General features: G+C 66.9%; 17 protein-coding genes. 13 read left to right on the top strand and 4 right to left on the bottom strand.

Annotation, left to right across the window (positions count from 1 at the left end; genetic code table 11):
- Positions 1 to 53: 53 nt before the first annotated feature.
- The 8 genes from aroC (at position 54) to ISP25_RS21250 (ending at position 8,478) form a co-directional block, all read left to right on the top strand.
- A complete protein-coding gene (gene aroC / locus ISP25_RS21215) occupies positions 54 to 1,142 on the top strand; it encodes a chorismate synthase (RefSeq protein WP_404611523.1) in 1,089 nt (362 codons plus the stop codon).
- Positions 1,143 to 1,165: 23 nt separating this feature from the next.
- On the top strand, positions 1,166 to 2,194 hold the full coding sequence (locus ISP25_RS21220; RefSeq protein ID WP_404611525.1) for a 2-hydroxyacid dehydrogenase: 1,029 nt from the start codon (positions 1,166 to 1,168) through the stop codon (positions 2,192 to 2,194).
- 18 nt (positions 2,195 to 2,212) lie between these two features.
- Positions 2,213 to 3,241 (top strand): aspartate-semialdehyde dehydrogenase, encoded by a 1,029-nt coding sequence (locus ISP25_RS21225; protein WP_404611527.1) that lies wholly within the window; start codon positions 2,213 to 2,215, stop codon positions 3,239 to 3,241.
- Positions 3,238 to 3,513 carry a hypothetical protein gene (locus ISP25_RS21230; protein ID WP_404611529.1) on the top strand — a complete coding sequence of 92 codons (276 nt, stop codon included), beginning with the start codon at positions 3,238 to 3,240 and terminating at the stop codon, positions 3,511 to 3,513. The genes ISP25_RS21225 and ISP25_RS21230 overlap by 4 nt, the downstream gene beginning before the upstream one ends.
- A gap of 183 nt (positions 3,514 to 3,696) precedes the next feature.
- A complete protein-coding gene (locus ISP25_RS21235; RefSeq protein WP_404611531.1) occupies positions 3,697 to 5,922 on the top strand; it encodes a FimV/HubP family polar landmark protein in 2,226 nt (741 codons plus the stop codon).
- Between the two features lie 125 nt (positions 5,923 to 6,047).
- Positions 6,048 to 6,815: a tRNA pseudouridine(38-40) synthase TruA gene (truA, locus tag ISP25_RS21240; protein ID WP_192157794.1), complete on the top strand. Its 768-nt coding sequence runs from the start codon at positions 6,048 to 6,050 to the stop codon at positions 6,813 to 6,815.
- Positions 6,812 to 7,441, top strand: a complete 630-nt coding sequence (locus ISP25_RS21245) for a phosphoribosylanthranilate isomerase (RefSeq protein ID WP_404611533.1) — start codon at positions 6,812 to 6,814, stop codon at positions 7,439 to 7,441. The genes truA and ISP25_RS21245 overlap by 4 nt, the downstream gene beginning before the upstream one ends.
- A gap of 2 nt (positions 7,442 to 7,443) precedes the next feature.
- The gene (locus ISP25_RS21250; protein ID WP_404611535.1) at positions 7,444 to 8,478 is read left to right on the top strand and encodes a cupin-like domain-containing protein; all 1,035 of its coding nucleotides are present in this window, start codon (positions 7,444 to 7,446) and stop codon (positions 8,476 to 8,478) included.
- A gap of 10 nt (positions 8,479 to 8,488) precedes the next feature.
- Here ISP25_RS21250 and ISP25_RS21255 read toward each other — a convergent pair whose 3' ends face one another.
- Positions 8,489 to 9,382 carry a LysR family transcriptional regulator gene (locus ISP25_RS21255; protein ID WP_192157790.1) on the bottom strand — a complete coding sequence of 298 codons (894 nt, stop codon included), beginning with the start codon at positions 9,380 to 9,382 and terminating at the stop codon, positions 8,489 to 8,491.
- A gap of 103 nt (positions 9,383 to 9,485) precedes the next feature.
- Between ISP25_RS21255 and trpB the strand changes: the two genes are divergently transcribed.
- The 4 genes from trpB to ISP25_RS21275 all read left to right on the top strand — a co-directional run bounded on the left by trpB (position 9,486) and on the right by ISP25_RS21275 (position 13,348).
- Complete coding sequence (gene trpB / locus ISP25_RS21260; protein ID WP_192157788.1) at positions 9,486 to 10,697, top strand: tryptophan synthase subunit beta; 1,212 nt, start codon at positions 9,486 to 9,488, stop codon at positions 10,695 to 10,697.
- Complete coding sequence (gene trpA / locus ISP25_RS21265) at positions 10,694 to 11,494, top strand: tryptophan synthase subunit alpha (protein WP_404611538.1); 801 nt, start codon at positions 10,694 to 10,696, stop codon at positions 11,492 to 11,494. Before trpB ends, trpA begins: the two co-directional genes overlap by 4 nt.
- A 143-nt stretch (positions 11,495 to 11,637) precedes the next feature.
- Positions 11,638 to 12,507: an acetyl-CoA carboxylase, carboxyltransferase subunit beta gene (accD, locus tag ISP25_RS21270; RefSeq protein WP_192157784.1), complete on the top strand. Its 870-nt coding sequence runs from the start codon at positions 11,638 to 11,640 to the stop codon at positions 12,505 to 12,507.
- A gap of 64 nt (positions 12,508 to 12,571) precedes the next feature.
- A complete protein-coding gene (locus ISP25_RS21275; protein ID WP_404611540.1) occupies positions 12,572 to 13,348 on the top strand; it encodes a dienelactone hydrolase family protein in 777 nt (258 codons plus the stop codon).
- A 244-nt stretch (positions 13,349 to 13,592) separates the two neighbouring features.
- Here ISP25_RS21275 and ISP25_RS21280 read toward each other — a convergent pair whose 3' ends face one another.
- From ISP25_RS21280 to ISP25_RS21290, 3 genes are all read right to left on the bottom strand, one after another.
- A complete protein-coding gene (locus ISP25_RS21280; RefSeq protein ID WP_404611542.1) occupies positions 13,593 to 14,150 on the bottom strand; it encodes a phosphatase PAP2 family protein in 558 nt (185 codons plus the stop codon).
- A complete protein-coding gene (locus ISP25_RS21285; RefSeq protein WP_404611544.1) occupies positions 14,119 to 15,279 on the bottom strand; it encodes a glycosyltransferase family 4 protein in 1,161 nt (386 codons plus the stop codon). Before ISP25_RS21285 ends, ISP25_RS21280 begins: the two co-directional genes overlap by 32 nt.
- Before the next feature lie 92 nt (positions 15,280 to 15,371).
- Positions 15,372 to 16,133, bottom strand: a complete 762-nt coding sequence (locus tag ISP25_RS21290) for a transporter (RefSeq protein WP_192157781.1) — start codon at positions 16,131 to 16,133, stop codon at positions 15,372 to 15,374.
- A gap of 28 nt (positions 16,134 to 16,161) precedes the next feature.
- Between ISP25_RS21290 and gltX the strand changes: the two genes are divergently transcribed.
- A complete protein-coding gene (gene gltX / locus ISP25_RS21295) occupies positions 16,162 to 17,562 on the top strand; it encodes a glutamate--tRNA ligase (protein ID WP_404611546.1) in 1,401 nt (466 codons plus the stop codon).

A 17,562-nucleotide genomic window follows, 5' to 3' on the forward strand; every position in this document is an offset into this window, starting at 1 on the left:
TAACACAGTTAAGCTGTAAAGCTTGCTTCCACCCGAATGGACGTCCAAACCCCGTGTCCAGCAATTCCTTCGGCAAGCTCTTCACCGTCACCACTTTCGGCGAAAGCCACGGCCCGGCCATCGGTTGCGTGATCGACGGCTGCCCGCCCGGCCTGGCGATCAGCGAAGAAGAATTTCGCCAGGACCTTGATCGCCGTGCCACCGGCAAGAGCCGCCATACCTCGCAGCGACGCGAAGCGGACGACGTGGAGATCCTCTCCGGCATGTACGAGGGCAAGACCACCGGCACGCCCATCGCGCTGCTGATCCGCAACACCGACCAGCGCAGCAAGGATTACGGCGACATCGCCTCGACCTTCCGGCCGGGGCACGCCGACTACACTTACTGGCAGAAATACGGTATCCGCGATCCGCGCGGCGGCGGGCGCTCTTCGGCGCGGGAAACCACGATGCGCGTGGCCGCGGCGGTGGTCGCGAAGAAATGGCTGGCCGAGCGCCACGGCGTTCGAGTGCGCGGCTATCTTGCCCAGCTGGGCAGCCTTGCACCGTCGGACTTCGATTGGAATGCGGTCGAGCAAAATCCCTTCTTCTGGCCTTGCGCCGAGCAGGTGCCTGAGCTCGAAAAGGCCATGGACGCGCTGCGCAAGTCGGGCGACTCGGTCGGTGCGCGCGTCAGCGTGGTGGCCGAAGGTGTGCCGCCGGGCTGGGGCGAGCCGATCTACGGCAAGCTGGATGGCGACCTGGCGAGCGCACTGATGTCGATCAATGCCGTGAAGGGCGTGGAGATCGGCGACGGTTTCGCCGCGGTTTCCCAGCATGGCAGCGAGCACCGCGACGAAATGCGTTTGGACGGCTTTACGTCCAATCACGCGGGTGGCATCCTTGGCGGCATCAGCACGGGACAGGCCGTGGTGGCCTCGATCGCGCTGAAGCCCACCTCCAGCATCCTGATCCCCGGCCGCAGCGTGAACCTGGCCGGCGAACCGGTGGACGTGGTCACCAAGGGTCGACACGATCCCTGCGTCGGCATCCGCGCCACACCCATCGCCGAGGCAATGATGGCGCTGGTGCTGATGGACCACGCCTTGCGCCACCGCGCGCAATGCGGCGACGTGGGCATCGTTGCGCCGCGCATCCCCTGAGGCGCCGGTACGCTGGAGTGAGCATGGCAGGCAACAAACCGGTCGTCTGGGTGTCGCGCCCCACCTTCGAGAGCGAGATCGCGCGACTGTGGCCGCATTTCGAAGTGCACGAGGAGTCGCAGGAGGTGAAGTTCACCTCCGCCGAACTGGCGACCAGGCTGGCTGCTTGCGACGCCGCCATCGTGGGCCTGAAGGAGCGCATCGGAGCGGCCGAGCTGGCCGGAGCGAAACGGTTGCGCATCGTCGCCAACCTCGGCGTGGGCTACGACAACCTCGACGTGGCCGCGCTCACTGCGGCCGGCGTCGCCGCCAGCAACACCGCCGACGTGCTCAACGAGAGCGTGGCCGACTATGCCTGGGCGTTGCTGCTGGGTGCCGCGCGACGGATCGGCGCCGCCGAACGCTGGCTGCGCGCCGGGCAGTGGCGGGCCACCGAATTCAGGGGCTGGCTGGGCACCGACGTGCGCGGTCGCACGCTGGGCATTCTCGGCATGGGCCGCATTGGACAGGCCATCGCACGGCGTGCGCAGGGCTTCGGCATGCCGGTGCTCTATCACAACCGTTCGCGCCTGCCCGAAGCCATCGAGCGCGAATGTCGCGCCCGCCTTGTGGACAAGGCCACGCTGCTGCGCGATTCCGATTTCCTGGTGCTGGTGCTGCCGCTGACGCCGCAGACACGCCATGCCATCGGTGCCGCAGAACTGGCGCAGATGAAGCCGACCGCGGTGCTGGTGAACGTGGCGCGCGGCGGCATCGTGGACGACGCTGCGTTGGCGGCCGCCCTGCGCGAGGGTCGGCTCGCTGCCGCCGGCCTGGATGTTTTCGAGGGCGAACCGCATGTGCACCCAGACCTGCGCACCCTCGACAACGCGCTGCTCAGCCCGCATATCGCCAGCGCCACGACCGATACGCGCCGCGCCATGACCGCGGTGGCGGTGGACAATGTGCTGGCGTCTTTCGGTCACGGTCCGCACGCGGGCCATCCGCCGAATCTCCTGAATCCCGAAGCGCTGGCTACGGCCGGCGCGACTTCCCATCCCACCCGAAACTAACCTGACGAGCAGCACCCGATGAGCAAGAAGAGCAGTTACAAGGTTGCGATGATCGGCGCCACCGGCGCCGTGGGCGAGACGCTTCTCGCCATCCTCGCCGAGCGCAACTTCCCGGTCAGCGAGCTGGTGCCGCTGGCCAGCGAGCGTTCGGCCGGAGGCAAGGTGGAGTTCGCAGGCAAACAGGTGACGGTGAAGAACCTTGCCGACTACGACTTCGACGGCGTGGACATCGCCTTCTTCTCGGCCGGCGGTTCGGTGAGCAAGGCGCATGCGCCGCGCGCCGCGGCGGCCGGCGCGGTGGTGATCGACAACACCTCCGAGTTCCGCTACCAGGACGACATCCCGCTGGTGGTGAGCGAGGTGAACCCCCACACCATCGCCCAGTACACCACCCGCGGCATCATCGCCAATCCGAACTGCTCGACCATGGGCATGCTGGTAGCGCTGGCGCCGATCCATCGCGCGGTGGGCATCGAACGCATCAACGTGGCCACTTACCAGTCGGTCTCCGGCGCGGGCCGTTCGGGCATGGAGGAACTGGGCAAGCAGACCGCGGCCTTGCTCAATTTCCAGGACGTGGAGTCGAAGAAGTTCTCCAAGCAGATCGCCTTCAACGTGATCCCGCACATCGACGACTTCCAGCCCAACGGCTACACCAAGGAAGAAATGAAGATGGTGTGGGAGACGCGCAAGATCCTGGAGGACGACTCCATTGCGGTGAACCCGACGGCGGTGCGCGTGCCGGTGTTCTACGGGCATTCCGAGGCGGTGCACATCGAGACCCGCGACAAGATCACGGCCGAACAGGCACGCGAACTGATGGAGCAGGCCGAGGGCGTGGTGGTGATGGACGAGCGCAAGGCCGGCGGCTATCCCACCCCGGTGGGCGACGTCGCCGGCAAGGACCCGGTCTATGTGGGCCGCATCCGCGAGGACATCTCGCACGAGCGGGGCCTCGACCTGTGGATCGTCTCCGACAACATCCGCAAGGGTGCGGCGTTGAACGCCGTGCAGATCGCCGAACTGCTGATAGAAGACTATCTGTGAGGCGTGGGGCATGCAGTTGGGTGCTGGCCGGTCTGCTGATAGTGGCTGGGCCGGTCTGCGCACAGACCCATGGGTCTGCGCGTCAGGTGGCGACCGCGGTGGCCAGGCAGCAAGCCGAGGTGCAGCGCTTGCAGAAGGACGTGGCCAAACAGGAATCCGGCAGCCAGGCGGCAGCGGAAAAGCTCAGGCGGCAGGATGCGGAAATCGCCGAATTGCGGCGCCAGTTGCAGGCGGTCCAGCAGGCAAGAGAGGCGGTCGGCAAGGGGCATTGAGCGTCCCCGGGCCGGTCGGGCGTCTTCTCCATTGCTGGAATGCGCGATAGCAATGCGTCGCAAGTCTGCGATCCGCCTATTGTTGATCCGCTTGCATCTAACTAAAGTGCAGCATCGTCCGGCCGAAGCGCCGCCATTGTGGCGGCCTCCCCGGACACTGCGGCTTGTTCGGGGGAGCACCTGATGAATCGTTCGTTGAAACTGCCCTTGCTGGTGGCTCTGGCTCTTGGCAGCGGCCAGGCGTTGGCCATGGACCTGGGGCAGATCCAGGTCAAATCGGCGCTGGGCCAGCCCTTGCTGGCGGAAATCCCGGTACAGCAGGCCTCGCCGGCCGAGCTGCAGCAGCTCAATGTGCATCTGGCATCGGGTGACGCTTCCACCGGGATTCCCCTGCATTTCGCCGTGGTCGACGGCGGCGACGGCCACAAGGTGATCCGCATCACCAGCGAAACGGCTGTCAACGATCCGTTCCTCGACCTGCTGGTCGAGGTCCATGGCGGCAATGGCAAGAGCGTGCGCGAGTTCACCATCCTGCTCGATCCGCCGGGCAGCAGTCCCGCGCCGCAGCCTGCGCGCGTTGCACACGCGGCGAAGCCGGCTGCAGCACCGCGTCAGGCGAGCAGCGCTGCCGGTACGCCATCGTCGGGGCAGGCGGCCAATGGGCGCTGGACGGTCGAGCGCGGCCAGACCCTGTCCACGGTGGCCCACCAGACGGCGCCGGCTGGCGTCGACGTCAACCAGATGTTGCTGGCGCTCAAGCAGACCAACCCCGATGCGTTCTATCGCGACAACATCAATGCGCTGAAGGCAGGCGCGGTGCTGCGCATTCCCAGCAAGGCCGAGGCCGAGGCGATCGCGATAGCCACCGCTGCCGAGGAAGTGCGTCGCCAGAACGGCGACTGGCGCAGCGGTACGGTGGGCAGCGCGCCGACCAACGTGGCCGATGCGGGTACGCGTGCCGGCACCTCCAGTTCGCCCACGGCGACCGGCACAACGGGCGACCACCTGGCGCTGGTGCCGGCCAAGCAGGGCAGCAAATCGGCCACCGACAACAGCGACGCCCTGCGCCAGGATCTGCAGCGCAGCAAGGAGAGCCTTGCCACCCTGCAACAACAGGGCGATGACCTGAAGTCGCGCTTGAAGGACCTCAGCGACATCAACAGCAAGAACCAGCGTCTGCTCGCGCTCAAGGACAACGAAATCGCCGAGCTGCAACAGAAGCTGGCCGCGGCGCGCAAGGCGGCTGGTGCGCCGGCCGAGCCGGCGAACGCGGCGCCGGCGGCAACCGCGCCGGCCGCCACCGCATCGAAGACCGCGACCACTCCGGCCAGCATCGCCCCGCTGCCGGCAACACCGGCCGGCAGCGCGACAGCGGCCATGCAGGCGGCAGCGCCTGCCGCCGCCGCAACGGCACCCGCGGCGAGCAAGCCCGAACAGGCAGCCGCCCCAGCCAAGGCCGAACCTGTCAAGGCAACGCCGGCCAAGCCGGCCGCCAGCAAACCGGCGCCGTCCGACGACGAGCCCTGGTACTCGCAGCTCTGGGCAGAGGTGGCAGGTGGCGTCGTCGTCCTTCTGCTGGTGCTGTGGGCCTTGCTCGGTCGCCGCAAGGCGAAGCCTGCGTCCTCGTTGCCGAAGCTGGCGCCGTCGCTGGCCGATCGCTTTGGCTCGGAGCCGTTGCATGACGCCGACGACGTCGACCAGAACCTGCTGCTCGATCAGCTGGCCGAGCATCCCGACGACATCGGCCTGCACCTGGAGCTGGTCAGCCTGTACTACGGTCGCCGCGACATCGACCATTTCGAGGCGGCAGCTGAAGCCATGCATGCCCACGTTTCCGACCCGCAGCAGGAGGAGTGGCAGCAGGTAGTGCGCATGGGCGAGGACCTGGTGCCTGGCCATCCACTGTTCGCGCACCATGATGGCGCGTCGACGGAAGAACATGAGGCCCACCACGGTTTCGACATCGACCGTTATGCCGCCGAGCCCGTCGCGGCGCCCGCGCCGGCCGGCCCGCCGCCGATGCCGACCAGCCCGGTCAAGGTGAGCGAGTACAACTTCAACTTCGACCTCACGCCTCCGCACGAATCGGCGGCCAAGCACGTCGACGACACCAAACCCGCCGACGAGGCCAAACCGGTCGAGCAACATGCCGCCGCGGACGAAGATGCGACGGTGGTGAGGTCGAGCTGGCAGTTCGACGAGCCGGAGGCCGAACTGCAGCCCGCCGGCCATGATATCGAGTCGCGCGATTTCAGCGACGATCCGGCGGACACCAAGCTGGACCTGGCACGTGCCTACCTCGACATGGGTGATCCCGAAGGCGCCCGCGCCATGCTCGAGGAAGTACTGCACGAGGGCAGCCAGATGCAACGCGACGTGGCCAAGCGCCTGCTCGACGACCTGCACTGATAGTTTCATTGCATTGGTAAAGCACGAACGGGCCGGCTATGCCGGCCCGTTTGATTTTCGCGATCAGGGGCGATCGCAGGGAAGATGCCTGTTACGCTCTCCGCTTTGAATCGACAGCACGATCCATGCGCATCGCCCTGGGCATCGAATACGACGGCACCGACTTCCTTGGCTGGCAACGCCTCACCCATGGCAGCACGGTGCAGGGCGCGTTGGAACAGGCTTTGTCGAAGGTCGCCGCGCAGCCGGTCGAGGTGACCTGCGCAGGGCGAACCGATGCGGGTGTGCACGGCCGCTGCCAGGTGGTGCATTTTGACGCGCCGGTGGAACGCGAGATGCGCGGCTGGTTGCTCGGCGCCACTTCCAACCTGCCGCACAGCGTGGCTGTGCTGTGGGCGCAGCCGGTGGCGGAGGATTTCCATGCGCGCTTTTCCGCCCGCAGCCGGCGTTACCGCTATACCGTCCTGAACCGGCAGGTGCGTGCGGCGCTGGACGCGCGTTATGTCACCTGGGAACGCCTGCCGCTGGATGCCGCTCGCATGCATGCCGCCGCACAGGCGCTGGTGGGCGAACACGATTTCTCCGCGTTCCGCGCAACCTCATGCCAGGCCGCCCATCCGCGCCGTTGTGTGCTGGCGGCAGGCGTGCGGCGCGAGGGCGAGCAGGTGATCGTGGAGATCGAGGCGAATGCCTTCCTGCACCACATGGTGCGCAACATCGTCGGATCGCTGCTGCCGGTGGGGCGTGGCGAGCAGCCGGTCGAATGGGTTGCCGAGCTGCTGGCTGGCCGCAATCGCGAAGTAGCCGGGCCTACCGCGCCATCATCGGGCCTGACCTTCCTCGGTCCGCGTTACGAAGCGCACTGGGGCCTGCCTGCGGAGGTATCGCAATGACCCGCATCAAGTGTTGCGGCATGACCCGCACCAAGGACGCCTTGCTCGCTGCCCGGCTGGGCGCGGATGCGATCGGCCTGGTGTTCACCGCGCGCAGCAAGCGGCGGGTGGCGCTGGAACAGGCGCGGGCGATCCGCCAGGCCCTCCCGCCGTTCGTGGATGCCGTGGCCTTGTTCATGGACGACGAGGCTGCCCTGGTCGAGGAAGTCATCGCGACGGTGCAGCCCGATCTGCTGCAGTTCCACGGCGGCGAGGCCGACGACTGGTGCGCGCAGTTCAGGCGCCCGTACCTCAAGGCCATCGCAATGGGTGAGGGCGCTGCGGCGTTGCCGCGCCTGCACGACTACCCTCGCGCCGCCGCGCTGCTGCTGGACGGCCATGTCGCGGGCGAAGCCGGCGGCAGCGGCAAGGCATTCGACTGGTCGCTGCTGCCGCGTGGCCTTGCGCAGCCGGTGATCCTTGCCGGTGGCTTGCATGCGGGCAACGTCGGCGCGGCGATACGTGCGGCGCGGCCGTGGGCGGTGGACGTGGCCAGCGGCGTGGAGTCGGCGCCGGGCATCAAGGATGCCGGCAAGTTGCATGATTTCATCGCGGCGGTGCGCGCCGCGGACGAAGGGGAAGGCTAGCCATGAGCGAAGGTTCCAGCACGGTGCCGACACCGACCGCGATGGAGGAGTGCCGGGTCGACGCCGATCATCCGTTCGATCCGCGCATCCTGGTCGACCGCGACCGTCCGCTGGTGATCCGCGGCCTGGTGCGCGATTGGCCGCTCGTGAAGCTCGGACTGCAGTCGGACACCGCCTTTGCGCAGCGGCTGGCCGAGCTGGACAACGGCACCGACGTCAGCACCCTGATGGTGGCGCCGGAGGCCGACGGCATCGTCGGCTACTCGGCGGACCTGGGCGAGATGAACTACCAGCACTTCAAGGTGCCGGTGACCATGGGCCTGCAGCGACTGGCCAGCTACAGCCGGCGGGAGAACGCGCCGGCGCTGGTGATCCAGAGCGCGCGCGTGCGCGAATGCCTGCCGGGCTTGCTGGAAGACCACCAACTGCCGTTCCTCGATCCCTCGGTGGAGCCGCGCCTGTGGGTGGGCAACAAGGCCACCACACCCACCCATTTCGACTCGATGCGCAACATCGCCTGCGTGCTGTGCGGCGCGCGGCGTTTCACCCTGTTCCCGCCCGAGCAACTGCCCAACCTCTACATCGGTCCGCTGGATTTCGCGCCCACCGGCGCAGCGATCAGCCTGGCGCGACTGGACCGGCCCGATGACCCGCGCTATCCGCGCCTGAAGCAGGCGCTGGCCGCCGCGCAGGTGGCCGAACTCCACCCCGGCGACGCGATCTACATGCCGCCGCTGTGGTGGCACAACGTGGAATCGCTGCAGCAGCTCAACGCGTTGATGAACTACTGGTGGAGTCCGGTGGACGTGCCCGGCTACAACTCCGGCTACGCGCGCGCGGCGCTGTTTCATTGCCTGCTGGCCTTCCGCGAACTGCCTGCGGCGGAACGGGAGCAGTGGCGCAGGCTGCTGGACTATTACGTGTTCGGCGGCGAGGAAACCGTGGCGCACATCCCAGAGCATCGCCGTGGCGTGCTGGGGCCGCAGACGCCGGAGGTCGTGGAGAAGCTGAAGGAGGGGGCGCGGCAGAATCTCTGACCGCGCCGTTTCACGCCTCAGCCAATTCGTGGCGCAGCCAGTCCGCCAGCGCCGCGAACCGTGCATCGTCGGTGCGCCGGGTTGAAACCAGCGCCCAGCGCGCGGAGGTTTCGCGAAACCCCCACGGTGCAAGCAGCCGCCCGCTGGCGAGGTCGTCGGCCACCAGTGGCTGCGGCGCGATGGCCACGCCCAGCCCCGCTGCCGCGGCTTCCAGCAGGAAGTAGAGATGGGGCAGGGCCTGGGCCTGCTGCAATGATTCGGGCGGCAGGTCCATGGCGCGCGCCCATTCCGGCCACGCCTGCGGGCGCGAGGCGGTATGCAGCAGCGGTTCGTCGCACAGCGCGCTGGCGGGCAGCTCGCGCAGACGGTCGGCGCCGGGATAGCGCGGGCTGAGCACGGGTCCGATACGTTCCGGCGCCAGCTCATGCACCTGCCAACCGCTGGGCCACGGCGGCGCGGCCAGCAACAGGGCAGCATCCACGTTGGCCAGATGGTCGACCACAGGTTCTTCCTGCACAGCCAGATGCAGCGTCAGTGCAGGGAGATCGTGGCGCAGGCGCTCCAGTCGCGGAATCACCCAGCGCGCGAGCACGCTGCCGGAACAGCCGAGAACGCAGGCCGCGGCAGCGCGCTTATTCCGCAACTGCAGCCAGCCCTCGCGCAGTTGCCCGAACGCGGTGCTGCACTGTTCGCGCAGCTGCTGGCCTATCGCGGTGAGCGCGACGCCACGCCCTTGCCGGGCGAATAACGGCTGGCCCAGAGCTTCTTCCAGCGCGCGGACCTGCCGGCTGACGGCCCCATGAGTGACGTGCAATTCCTGTGCGGCAAGGCTCATGCTGCCCAGCCGCGCGGCGGCCTCGAAAGCACGCAGGGCATTCAGCGAAGGCAGGTCGCGATCCGACATGCTGTGAGTCTAGCTCAAGTATCGAGGCGATCTTTTCGCTTTTTCATGGGATGCCAAGGCGTTAAGGTGTGAGCCTGTCGCCGCGCTTCCTTTTGGAGTTCCCATGCCCGAGATCCGGGATTTCCACGCCTTCCCCGACGCCCAGGGCCGCTTCGGCCAGTTCGGCGGCAGCTATGTCGCCGAAACCCTGATGGCGCCGCTGGCTGAACTGACCGAGGCCTACCTGCGCCTGCGCAAAGATCCGGCCTTCGTCGCCGAGCTTGATCGCGACCTCACGCATTACGTGGGCCGGCCCAGCCCGGTGTATTTCGCCGAGCGGTTGACCAGGCACGTGGGCGGTGCGCGCATTCTGCTCAAGCGCGAGGACCTGAATCACACTGGCGCGCACAAGATCAACAACACCGTGGGCCAGGCGCTGGTAGCGCGGCACATGGGCAAGACCCGCATCATCGCCGAGACCGGCGCAGGCCAGCATGGCGTGGCCAGCGCCACGGTGGCAGCGCGGCTGGGGCTGGAATGCGTGGTCTACATGGGCGCCACCGACATCGAGCGGCAGAAGATCAACGTCTACCGCATGAAGCTGCTGGGCGCCGAAGTGGTGCCGGTGACTTCCGGCTCGAAGACGCTGAAGGACGCGCTGAACGAGGCGATGCGCGACTGGGTCACCAACGTGGCCGACACCTTCTACATCATCGGCACCGTGGCCGGGCCGCACCCGTATCCGCTCATGGTGCGCGACTTCAACGCCATCGTCGGCCGCGAGGCGCGTGCGCAGCTGCTGGAGCAGTACGGCCGCCTGCCGGATGTACTCACTGCCTGCGTGGGTGGCGGCTCGAATGCGATCGGCCTGTTCCATGCCTTCCTCAACGATCGCGACGTCCGCATCGTCGGCGCCGAGGCAGCGGGCGAGGGCATCGCCACCGGTCATCATGCGGCGTCCCTGGCCGCCGGCCGGCCCGGCGTGCTGCACGGCAACCGCACCTATGTGCTGTGCGACGACGACGGCCAGATCACCGAGACGCATTCGGTGTCGGCGGGCCTGGACTACCCAGGCGTCGGCCCCGAGCACGCCTTCCTCAAGGACGCCGGTCGTGCCGAATATGTCGGCGTCACCGACGACGAGGCTCTGGAGGCCTTCCACCTGCTGGCGCGCACCGAGGGCATCCTTGCCGCGCTGGAATCCAGCCACGCGGTCGCCCAGGCGATCAAGCTGGCGCGCGAATACCCGAAGGACGGCATCGTGCTGTGCAACCTCTCCGGCCGCGGTGACAAGGACGTGCACACCATCGCGGCGCGTGAAGGAGTGCAGGTATGAATCGCATCGACCGCCGTTTTGCGGCGCTGAAGTCCGCCGGCCGCACCGGCCTGATTCCCTTCGTTACCGCCGGCGATCCGTCGCCTGGACATGCGGTGGCGCTGATGCACGCACTGGTCGAGTCCGGTGCCGACGTGATCGAGCTTGGTGTGCCGTTCTCCGATCCGATGGCCGATGGCCCGGTGATCCAGCACGCCAGCGAGCGTGCCATCGCCAAGGGAGTGGGCCTGGGCGACGTGCTGGGCTGGGTCACCGAATTCCGCCGGCGCGATGCCGATACGCCGGTGGTGTTGATGGGCTATCTGAACCCCATCGAGATCCACGGCTATGCGCGCTTCGCGGCGGAAGCCGTGCAGGCCGGCGTCGACGGCGTGCTGCTGGTGGACTGCCCGCTGGAAGAGTCCGAAGTGCTGGCGCCGCTGCGCGCGGCCGGTCTCGCGCAGATCCTGCTCGCCGCGCCCACCACGGCGCCGGACCGCTTGTCGAAACTGTGCGCGGCGGCCGAGGGCTTTCTCTACTACGTATCGTTCGCCGGCATCACCGGCGCCGCGCGATTGAGCACCACGGATATCGCGGCGCGCGTGGCGGACGTGCGTGCGCACGCGAAGGCGCCGGTGGCCGTCGGCTTCGGTGTGCGCGATGCGGAAAGCGCGAAAGCCATTGCCGCTTTCGCCGATGCGGTGGTGATCGGCAGCGCGCTGGTGGAGCGGTTGGCGGGCGCGGCTTCGGTGGATGAGATTGCCGAGCGCGTGCGTGCGTTCCTGCAACCCATTCGGGATGCGCTCGACGCGCATTGAGTTGCGTTCTTCAGCGACTTTTCTGCGCACGATGGACGATCTCGAGAGTCACTTCGGGCTCCGCTGAAGGAGCGCACCACACGCCGGCGTCCGGTGCTTCCAGCGATCTCGGCTAGAATGCGCGCTTCACTAGAGGCATCGCTATGAACTGGCTGCAGAAAATCATGAACCCGCGTGCGCACACGCAAGGCTCCGGTGCAGGCAAGGGCAAGGTGCCCGAGGGCGTGTGGGAGAAGTGCGCAGGCTGTGGCTCAGTGCTGTACAAGCCGGAGCTGGAGCGCAACCTGATGGTCTGCCCCAAGTGCGGGCACCATCACGCCATCCGTGCCCGTACGCGCCTGCTCGCATTGTTCGACGAAGGCTCCACGCAGGAACTGTGGCCGAGCATGGAGGCCACGGACCCACTCAAGTTCCGCGATTCCAAGAAATACCGCGAGCGCATCGTCGCCTCGCAGAAGAGCAGCGGCGAGAAGGACGCGCTGGTCGCGATGAACGGCCGCCTGAAGGGCCGTCCGCTGGTCGCTACCGCATTCGAGTTCGGTTTCGTCGGCGGCTCGATGGGATCGGTGGGCGGTGAGAAATTCGCCCGCGCGGGCGAGCGGGCGCTGGCCGAGAAAAGTGCGCTGGTGTGCTTCGCCGCCAGCGGCGGCATGCGCATGCAGGAAGGCCTGTATTCGCTGATGCAGATGGCCAAGTCCTCCGCCGTGCTGGCCAAGCTGCGCGATGCCGGCGTGCCCTACATCAGCGTGCTGACCAATCCGTCCACCGGCGGTGTCTCCGCCAGCCTGGGCATGCTGGGCGACATCAACATCGGCGAACCGAAGGCGCTGATCGGCTTCGCCGGCCCGCGCGTGATCGAGCAGACCGTGCGCGAAACTCTGCCCGAAGGTTTCCAGCGTTCCGAGTTCCTGCTGGAGCACGGCGCCATCGACATGATCGTCGACCGCCGCGAGATGCGCGACAAGCTCGCCGATCTGCTCAACCTGCTGGAGAAGGCGCCGCGCGCGGCGTAACGACGGCTTCGCATCCGATGACGCCGCCTGCGGGCGGCGTCGTTCGTTTCGCGGGGAAGGGCGTTTGACCTCGGTCGTGATGATGATGAGACGGTGGGCTCGCGTCCATTCGCTTGCGCTGTTCGCGCTCATGTTTTTGGCCACGACTGAAAAGGCCAGCGCGGCTGCGCGCGAGTCACTGACGCTGCAAACGCCGACTGGAAGCGTGCTGGTCGAGTGTTTCGCCGATAAGGCGGATTTCGCGCGCCCGACGGTCCTTGTGCTGAGTGGCAGCAAGGGGTTCTGGTCGCCGGCTTATGAGGAGATCGGGCGAGCGCTTCGCAGCGAGGGTTTGCGAGCTTGCCTGGTGCACTTTCTTTCCCCGAAGGATGTGAGCGCCATCGGTCGTGCGGGTAGCTCCGATGCCCGCGAGCGCTACTACGCCAAACACCAGTCCGGATGGATCGCAACGATCCGTAGCGTAGCGACTTACTACCATGCGCAGTCTGGGCATGCTGGAAAGGTCGGACTGCTCGGGATATCGCTTGGCGCGGAGATAGCCTTGGCGGTCTCGGCCAACAGTACGGACATCGACGCGCTTGTGATTGTCGATGGCGGATTCCCGGAGGGTTACGCACACCCTGTGCATGCCTTGCCACCGCTCCGTCTGATATGGGGCGACGGGGATAAGACCTTTCCCTTGGCGGTGGGAGCAGGACTCAAGCGAATGGCGAGGCGTCTCGGCGACGAGGCCGACTTCGATATCTACAAGGGCGGACCTGCCTTTTTTCTCGATGCGGCAACACCACAGGCCTGCGCGGCTCATTTGAACGCAGCCCGCTTTTTCGCATCGAGGCTGTAGCGAGGCCAGGTTTCCCCGGCGGCGCGGTGTTTTCCACAGTCAATGTGGATGCCTGCCGAACAAAGCTGTGGACAAGCCGTGTTCACGGCTTTGGCAACAGATACTTGGCACGCATTGACGAATTTCTGCGCAAGCCTTTGCGCGTTTTCCACAACAAATGTGGAAGCACATGGGCATAGCCTGTGGATAGGTGGTGCAAGTGCTTGAGCGCACAGTGGCGCGCGACGCGATGCGCAGATTTTGCTCAGACAAGCATGGTCGTGGCGTGCACCAGCCACAACGACAGTGTGCCAAGCGCACCGCCGATGCCGATCGCAGCGAGCACGTCGCTGGGGTAGTGCAGGCCGAGGATGACACGCGATGCGGCGACCAGCGTGGTGAAGGTCAGCAGCAGCGGTGCCAGCAGCGGGTACCAGGCCAGCGCCACCATGGTGAAGCCCACCGCCTGCAAGGTATGGCCGGAAGGGAAGCTGAATTCGTCCAGCGGCGGCACGTGTGCGATCACGCCGGGGCAGGCGCGGAAAGGGCGCGGCCGGCGCGTGTACCGTTTCAACAGGCGATACAGCTGCAGGGCAGCAATGCCGGTGGCGGCCATGTGCGCGGCCGCGAACAATCCGCGCCGTCCCTCCAAGACGGCCAGGGCCAGCATCAGCGCGTACCAGAACATGCCGTCGCCGAGCCGGCTGACGGTGCCGAAGAACACGCCCACTGCGCGGCGCGTGCCCCAGCGGTTCGCCGCCACGCAGACGCGACGGTCGAAGGCAACGGTTCTAGGCATGGACGATGACGGCATGGTGCTCATGGCGCTGCTCCTCAGCCAGTTCTCGCAACAAGGACTCGAATTCGCGGATGACCTGATCCGGCGACAGGCGCGCCATGCTTTCGTGCGCGCGGCGACCCATGTGGCGGATCAGCCCAGGGTTGCCGGCCAATGTGGCGGTGGCAGTGACGAATGCGTCCGCATCGGCGGGCGCGATGCAGTAACCGTTGTAGCCGTCGCACAGGTGCTCGCGTGCCGCGCCTTCGCGATAGGCGATCACCGGCACTCCGCAGGCCAGCGCTTCAAGGATCACGTTGCCAAAGGTTTCGCTGAGGCTTGGGAAAGGGAACAAGTCTGTGCTGGCGATGTGCCGCGCCAGTGCTTCGCCACGTTGGGTGCCGGCGAAGACGAAATCCGGGTTTGCCGCCTGCAATGCAGCGCGCGCGGGGCCGTCGCCCACCCACACGAAGCGCATGGCGGGCAGTTGTTGTTGCGCAGTACGGAAGGCCCGCACAGCCAGCTCGAGGTTCTTCTCCGCTGCGATGCGGCCCACATACAGCATCACCGGTGTGCCGGCGTCGACGCTCCATTGCGCGCGCAGCGACGGATCGCGCTGGCCGGGATGAAACAGTTGCGTATCCACAGCGCGGCGCAGCAGGCGTGCATTGTCCACGCCGAGCGAGGCGAGCTCCTGTGCCAGCGCTTCGGTGGGCACGAGGGTGGCGGCGGCGCGGCGGTGGAAGCGGCGCAGGTGGCCGCGCACCAGCGGCGTGAGCCAACGCAGGCCGTAGTGGCTGGCATAGCTGTCGAAGCGCGTGTGGAATCCGGAGGCGACCGGGATGCGCAGGGCGTTCGCCACGCGCAGCGCCGAACTGCCCAACGGGCCTTCGGTGGCGATGTAGATGGCGTCCGGGCGTTCCTGCGACCAACGCTCGCGCAGGGTCCGTCCTGCGGGCAGGCCGAAGCGCAGGCCAGGGTAGCGGGGCAGGGCCGCGCCACGGGCGAACACGGTTTCGAAATGGGCATCGGCGGCACTCGGGCACGCCTGACGCGGACGCACCACTTCGACTGTGTGCCCGCGTGCCACCAGACCGGTGGCGAGACCGTACACGGTGAGCGCGACGCCATTGATCTCCGGTAGCCAGGTTTCGCTGACGATGCCGATGCGCATGACGTTGCTCTCGCGTGACCTGCGTACAGCTTCGCGCCGCGGCTTTGCGCAAGGGTGGCGAATACATGACGGGCGGATGACGGTCGCGGTTTTCAGCGGCCGAAGTACACCGCTATCCCGAGTCCGGCTTCCCACTCGGGCGCAGCGCCATCGAGGCGATGGCGCATGCTGGCATCCAATTGCACGCGTGGCGTAAGCATCCATGCCAGGCCGGCGCCGGCGCGGCTGCCTTGGCCAACGCCGGACACGTCCATCACGCCGAATTCGACGTAGCCGCTGAATCTCGGCGTGAAGGCGTAACCATCGCTGACGGCGAGTTGGCGGCTGTCGTGGCCGCCGCTGCGCACGTTTTCCAGGTACAGCGCGAGGCCATTGCGTTCGTCCAATTGCCAGTTGAACTCGGTGCCCAGCAGGTACTGGCGGCGCGGGTTGCGAAAGTCGCTCGCGCCATCAGTGAATTCGATGCTGCCCAGCAGCCCCCAGCTGAAGTTGCCGCGTGCGGGCGGGGCGAATTTCAGCGCCAGGGTGCTGTCGCCGCGTCCGTAGTCGACCGCATCGCCTTGGCTGAGTCGGTTGTAGGAGCTGCCGAATTGCAGTTCCAGCGATTGACCGATACCCAGCCGCAGCAGGCTGTCGGCGGTGTATTGAGCGCTGTCACCGCTGCTGGCGCGGGCGAGACTCCAGTCCGGCAGACCTTGTTCCAGCGTGATGTCGCCGGCGCCCAGCACGACCGGAGTGAAGCCGAGACCGGGACGGTCGTAACCGGGGTTGTCCAGTGCTGACGCAGTCGAGACAAATCCCGCCAGCAACAATGACGGCACGCCGAGCCAGCTGCGGTATCGGCTAAAATCCATGGTTTCTACGCGCCCCCCAGTACATTCCATGACCGTCCGCACCCGTTTTGCCCCCAGCCCCACCGGTTTCCTGCACATCGGCGGCGCACGCACCGCCCTGTATTGCTGGCTGGAGGCGCGGCGCCGCGGCGGCGAGTTCCTCTTGCGCATCGAGGATACCGATCGCGAGCGCTCCACCGACGAAGCGGTGCAGGCAATTCTCGATGCTATGGCATGGCTGCATCTTTCCGCCGACGAGGCTCCGGTTTACCAGACCCAGCGCCTGGCCCGCTACAAGGAAGTGGCCGCGCGCCTGCTGTCCGAGGGCAAGGCGTACTACGCCTACGAGAGCAAGGAAGAGATCGAGGCGATGCGCGAGGCGGCGATGGCGAAGGGCGAGAAGCCCCGCTACAACGGCCATTACCGCGACCGAAACGAGCCGTACCGCGAGGACCCGAACCGCGTGATCCGTTTCAGGAACCCGCTGGAAGGTTCGGTGGTGTTCGAGGACAAGGTGAAGGGCCGCGTGGAGTGGGCCAATGCCGAGCTGGACGATCTCGTCATCTTCCGCTCCGACGGCTGGCCCACCTACAACTTCGCCGTGGTGGTGGACGACATCGACATGGGGATCACCGAAGTGATCCGCGGCGACGACCACGTCAACAACACGCCGCGCCAGATCAACATCTACCACGCGTTGGGCGCGCCGGTGCCGGAATTCGCGCACCTGCCGATGATCCTCGACAAGGAGGGCAAGAAGCTCTCCAAGCGCACCAACTCGGTGAGCGTGATGGAGTACCGCGAGGAGGGCTACCTGCCGCATGCCATCCTCAATTACCTGGTACGCCTCGGCTGGTCGCATGGCGACCAGGAAATCTTCTCGCGCGAGGAGATGACCAGGCTGTTCGATGTCGCCGACGTCAACAAGGCTGCCTCGCGCTTCGATACCGAGAAGCTCAACTGGCTCAACCAGCACTACCTCAAGACCGACGATCCGGCGGCGCTTGCGCCCGAATTCGCCTGGCACCTGGCGCGTGCCGGCATCGATGCCGTGCACGGTCCGCAGCCTGCCGACGTGATCGTGGCCTTGCGCGACCGCGTACATACGCTGAAGGAAATGGCCGAGCGCGCGAAGATCTGGTACGGCCCCGTCACCGATTGGGACGACAAGGCTGTCGCCAAGCACCTGAAGAACGACGGCGCGGTCGCCGTGCTGGAAACGGCGAAGACGCTGCTGGCCGGGGTGGAGTGGCGGCCCGAGCCCATCCATCAGGTCATCGAGCAGATGGCTGCGAGGCTGGAGCTCGGCATGGGCAAGATTGCCCAGCCGCTGCGCGTGGCGATCACCGGCACGCAGGTATCGCCGTCCATCGACCATACCCTCTATCTTTGCGGCCGCGACGAGGCGCTGCGGCGCATCGACCATGCGCTGACGCTGGCGCGCGGCTGA

This window comes from Rhodanobacter hydrolyticus, assembly GCF_044904645.1.